We start from the raw sequence: 4,913 nt of genomic DNA on the forward strand, positions 1-4,913 counted from the left end.
CGGGCCTCCTGCTGGCCCTGCTCGTCGCGCGCCGCGTGGTAGCCGCCGTTCTCGCGGAGGTCGCCCTCTTCGCGTCGGTCGTTGATCTCCGCGGCGATGACGGGGCGGTTCGCAATCAGCTGGTCGAGTTCCGTCTTCAGCCGATCGTGTGCTTCCTGGGTGAGCCAGGTGACCTGAGTGTCGGTCATGTCGTCGCGCTCCTGTCGTCGTCGTCTCGCGCTCTTGGCGTAAGAAAGTTCCCCAAATGCCGCGATCGCAAGCGCATACCCGCGCGTTAAAGCAGCAATACACGGCTCCATCCAGGAACCGTGTATCCAACCATGCTACCACCGCCGCGTCGGCAGATCTTTACGTATTGGCTTTTCGACGTTCGTTCGGTGGACGCTCGACGGGCGATTCGTCAGGGCGCCACGAGGTAGGCCGGAACGTCGGTTCCGCAGCCGTATACGTCGCCGACCACCGGCCGTTGACTGGTCTTGACGATGGCCGTCACCTGCACCGTTGCCTGCGAGGACGGCGGCACCAGCACCTCGCGGCGGCCGGTCTCGCCGCCGTCGATCGAACGGGCCCGCACGATGCACACGACCGGGCGGGAGGGGTCCTTGCGGGTCACCGAGATGGTCACCTCAGCGGTGCCGTCGTCGAGCAGTCGGTAGCCGCCGAGTTCGCCCTTGACGTCGCCCGTGCCGAGGCGCTGGAAACCGACGAGCGCGATCACCACGCCGATGACGACGATAAGCAAGAAGAGGCCGATCGCCAGTCGTCGCCGGGATCGGGTGGACAGCCGCTGCCGCCCGTAACGGGCGGCGGGACGCTCGATCATGTGCGGTGTGACGCCCCTTGGATGGATCTGAGTTCGGATCGGTCTACTAGGACTGGAACTATAGGACTACCCGAGACTGTTGGAACGGTCCGTACGAGTCCCGACGAGACAACGAGCAGGTAGGCACGTTTTGAGCGAACTGCGCTTGATGGCGGTGCACGCCCACCCGGACGACGAGTCCAGCAAGGGCGCCGCAACCACGGCCCGATATGCGGCCGAGGGCGCGCGCGTGATGGTCGTGACGCTGACCGGCGGTGAACGCGGGGACATCCTCAACCCGGCGATGGACCTGCCGGATGTGCACGGCCGGATCCACGAGATCCGCCGCGACGAGATGGCCAGGGCCGCCGAGATCCTCGGTGTCGAGCACCACTGGCTGGGCTTCGTCGACTCCGGGCTGCCCGAGGGCGACCCGCTGCCGCCGCTGCCGGAGGGCTGTTTCGCGGTGGTGCCGCTCGAGGAGCCGACGGAGGCGCTAGTCAGGCTCGTTCGCAAGTTCAAGCCGCACGTGCTGACCACCTACGACGAGAACGGTGGCTACCCGCACCCCGATCACATCCGGACCCATCAGGTGTCGATGGCCGCGTACGAGGCGGCCGGCGACTATCTGTTGTATCCCGATGCGGGCGAGCCGTGGAACGTCTCGAAGCTGTACTACAACCACGGATTCCTGCGGCAGCGGATGCAGCTCATCCAGGATGAGTTCGCCAAGCACGGCCGCAAGGGCCCGTTCGACAAGTGGCTGAAGAACTGGGATCCCGAGCTCGACGTCTTCGCCCACCGCGTCACCACCCGGATCGAGGCCTCGAAGTACTTCGAGCAGCGTGATGACGCGCTGCGCGCGCATGCCACCCAGATCGACCCGAAGGGCGACTTCTTCGCCGCACCGATCGAATGGCAGCAGCGGTTGTGGCCCACCGAGGAGTATGAGTTGGCCCGCTCCCGCGTCCCCGTCCAGCTGCCCGAGGACGACCTGTTCGCCGGGATCGACCCGTGACCAACACGCTGGGGCTGATCGCGGGACTGCTGGCCGACGAGACCCCCCGCGACACCGGGCCCGACTTCGGCAAGGCCAGCCCGTTCGGCCTCGTCATCGTGGTGATCCTGCTGATCGGTACGTTCCTGCTGGTGTGGTCGATGAACCGGCACCTCAAGAAGCTGCCGGAGTCGTTCGACCCGGATCACCCTGAGCCCGACCAGGCCGTCGACGACGGCACCGTCGAGCTGCCCGGCGACGCGGTGACCGACAACGGAACCCCACGGCGTGAGCCAGGGAGCTAACGCCCTCGGGGCGGCCACCAGCCCTTACCTGCGCCAGCACGCCGACAACCCGGTGCACTGGCAAGAGTGGTCGGCGGAGGCGCTCGCCGAGGCGGCGTCCCGCGACGTGCCGATCCTTTTGTCGATCGGGTACGCGGCGTGCCACTGGTGTCACGTGATGGCGCACGAGTCCTTCGAGGACGACGACGTCGCCGCGGCGATGAACGCGGGGTTCGTCTGCATCAAGGTCGACCGTGAGGAGCGGCCCGACCTCGACGCGGTGTACATGAACGCCACGGTCGCGCTGACGGGTCAGGGTGGCTGGCCGATGACCTGCTTCCTCACCCCCGACGGCCGGCCGTTCTTCTGCGGCACGTACTACCCGAAGCCCGGGTTCCTGCAGCTGCTCGCCGCGGTCGACGACACGTGGCGCAACCGCCGCGCCGAGGTGGAGCAGGCCTCCGACCAGATCGCGGGCGAGCTGCGGTCGATGGCCTCCGGGTTGCCCGGCGGCGGCCCGGCGCTGGTGTCCGAACTGTGCGACCACGCCGTGGCGGGCGTGCTGGCCGACGAGGACGTCGCGCGCGGCGGTTTCGGGCGTGCGCCGAAGTTCCCGCCGTCGGCGCTGCTGGAGGCGTTGTTGCGCAGCTGGGAACGGACCGGGGTGTCGTTGGATGCGGTGGAGCGGACCTGCACGGCGATGGCCCGCGGCGGAATCTACGACCAGCTCGCGGGCGGTTTCGCGCGATACAGCGTCGACCCGTCGTGGGTGGTGCCGCACTTCGAGAAGATGCTCTACGACAACGCGCTGCTGCTGCGGGCGTACGCGCACTGGGCGCGACGGACCGGAAACCCGTTGGCGCGCAAGGTGGCCGGTGAGACGGCGCGGTTCATCATCGACGGGCTCGGGGCGGGCGGCATGTTCACCTCGTCGCTGGACGCCGACACCGCCGGCGTGGAGGGCCTGACCTACGTCTGGACCCCCGCTCAGTTGCGCGACGTCCTCGGCGACGACGACGGCCGTTGGGCCGCAGGGTTGTTCGCGGTCACCGACGCGGGGACCTTCGAGCACGGCAGCTCGGTGCTGCAGCTGCCGGTCGACCCGGACGATGGCGACCGGTTCGACCGGGTGCGGGCGGCGTTGTCGGCCGCGCGTGCCGTCCGGCCGCAGCCGGGCCGCGACGACAAGGTGGTCACGGCGTGGAACGGGTTCGCGATCACCGCGCTGGCCGAGGCATCGGTGGCGTTGGACGCGCCCGAATTGTTGGCTGCGGCAACGGCGTGCGCGCGGGCGATCGTCGAGCTGCACCTGGTCGACGGCCGATTGCGACGGGCTAGCCTCGGCGGCCGGGTCGGCGACAGCGCGGCGATCCTCGAAGACCACGCGGCGTTGGCCACTGGGCTGTTGACGTTGTTTCAGTTGACCGGCGATGGGCAGTGGCTGGAGACGGCTGTGTTGCTGTTGGACGTCGCACTGGACCACTTCGCCGACCCCGACCGCGAGGGCCGGTGGTTCGACACCGCCGACGATGCCGAGCAGCTGATGGTGCGCCCGTCCGATCCGATCGATGGCGCGACGCCGTCCGGGGCCGCCTTGATCGCCGAGGCGCTGCAACTCGCCGCGCATCTGGCCCCGTTGGCCGACCGGTATGCCGCTGCGACATCGGCGGCCCTGTCGGCGGCGACACCGCTCCTGGTCAAGCAGCCGCGGTCGGGTGGGCATTGGCTGGCGGTCGCCGAGGCGGCGGTGCGCGGGCCCATCCAGATCGCGGTGGCCTGCGACTCCGCGGACTCGGAGCTGTTGGCGGCGGCCAGGACGTTGGCGCCGGGCGGGGCGGTCGTGGTCGGGGGTGTCGTGGACTCCTCGGAGCTGCTCCTCGGGCGCGACCGGATCGGTGGCCGCGACGCGGCCTACGTGTGCCGCGGCCGGGTGTGTGACCTGCCGGTCACGACTACGGCGGAACTCGCTGCCGCACTGGGTGTCTCCGTGTAGCGTGCGGCACATGCCGAGCGCCGACGACATCACCAAGACCGTCCACAGATATCTCGAACTGGTCGCGGAGGGGCGAACGGACGACATCGCCGACCTGTACACGGACGACGCGACCGTCGAGGATCCGGCCGGTGGCGAGGTGCACATCGGGCGCGAGGCGATTCGTGGCTTCTACGCCGGCGTTCTCGGCGCGAAGACCGAAACCGAGGTGGTGACGCTGCGGGCGCTCGGCCACGAGGCGGCGTTCTTGTGGCGGCTCACCGTCGACCTCGGCGAAGGCGCCAAGATGCGCATCGAGATCATCAGCGTGATGAGCTTCGACGACGACGCGAACATCACGTCGATGAAGGCCTACTGGGGCCCGGACAACATCACCCAGCTCTGAGGTGTCTTTGGCCCCGGCCCCAGTTCTGAGGTCGGAATTCGTGCGTTCGGGCTGGTGGGGGCTCGGGTAGCATTTGCTGCACGAACTGTGGAGGGGATGCCGATATGCGCCGCCGTGCCGATCCGTTTGCGGCTTGGTGCTGTTCGCGTGTTTCTGGAGGTAGTGGAGCGCCGTTCTTTCAGCGAATTGATGGGCTCGGGGAGCTCTGATGGCGCAGTCCAAAAATTTGCTGAAAGCGGCGGCGGTCCGCGGTGTTTGCAGTTCGGATCTGAGTGATCGGGGGCGCCGATGACCGAGTTGAGAGTCGATCCGGAAGAGCTGACGACTGGGGCTACGGGCCTGCAAGAGGCGGCCAACGGTATTCCGGAGCCACTGGCACCGTTCACCTCGACGGGCGCGGACGCGTTGTCGTCCATCCTCAACACCCTCACGCAGTCGAAAGAGTCACCGCT

Annotated in this window: 6 protein-coding genes; 4 read left to right on the forward strand and 2 right to left on the reverse strand. The window is 68.3% G+C overall.

Annotation, left to right across the window (positions count from 1 at the left end; translation table 11 throughout):
• Together QOC69_RS37020 and QOC69_RS37025 are read right to left on the reverse strand one after the other, a co-directional pair.
• On the reverse strand, positions 1-188 hold a 188-nt coding region (locus QOC69_RS37020; RefSeq protein ID WP_526447986.1), incomplete at its 3' end, for a GreA/GreB family elongation factor.
• A gap of 212 nt (positions 189-400) precedes the next feature.
• Complete coding sequence (locus QOC69_RS37025; RefSeq protein WP_526447988.1) at positions 401-823, reverse strand: DUF4307 domain-containing protein; 423 nt, start codon at positions 821-823, stop codon at positions 401-403.
• Between the two features lie 130 nt (positions 824-953).
• Between QOC69_RS37025 and mca the strand changes: the two genes are divergently transcribed.
• Genes mca through QOC69_RS37045 form a run of 4 tightly spaced genes read left to right on the forward strand, consistent with a single transcriptional unit; the run spans position 954 to position 4,461 of the window.
• Positions 954-1,820 carry a mycothiol conjugate amidase Mca gene (mca, locus tag QOC69_RS37030; protein WP_526447991.1) on the forward strand — a complete coding sequence of 289 codons (867 nt, stop codon included), beginning with the start codon at positions 954-956 and terminating at the stop codon, positions 1,818-1,820.
• Positions 1,817-2,104, forward strand: a complete 288-nt coding sequence (locus tag QOC69_RS37035) for a hypothetical protein (RefSeq protein WP_526447993.1) — start codon at positions 1,817-1,819, stop codon at positions 2,102-2,104. The genes mca and QOC69_RS37035 overlap by 4 nt, the downstream gene beginning before the upstream one ends.
• Complete coding sequence (locus QOC69_RS37040; RefSeq protein ID WP_526447995.1) at positions 2,088-4,076, forward strand: thioredoxin domain-containing protein; 1,989 nt, start codon at positions 2,088-2,090, stop codon at positions 4,074-4,076. The genes QOC69_RS37035 and QOC69_RS37040 overlap by 17 nt, the downstream gene beginning before the upstream one ends.
• A gap of 10 nt (positions 4,077-4,086) precedes the next feature.
• Positions 4,087-4,461, forward strand: coding sequence for a nuclear transport factor 2 family protein (locus tag QOC69_RS37045; RefSeq protein ID WP_526447997.1), 375 nt, complete (start codon positions 4,087-4,089; stop codon positions 4,459-4,461).
• Positions 4,462-4,913 lie beyond the last annotated feature (452 nt).

Source organism: Mycobacterium sp. (assembly GCF_032162105.1).
GTDB lineage: Bacteria > Actinomycetota > Actinomycetes > Mycobacteriales > Mycobacteriaceae > Mycobacterium.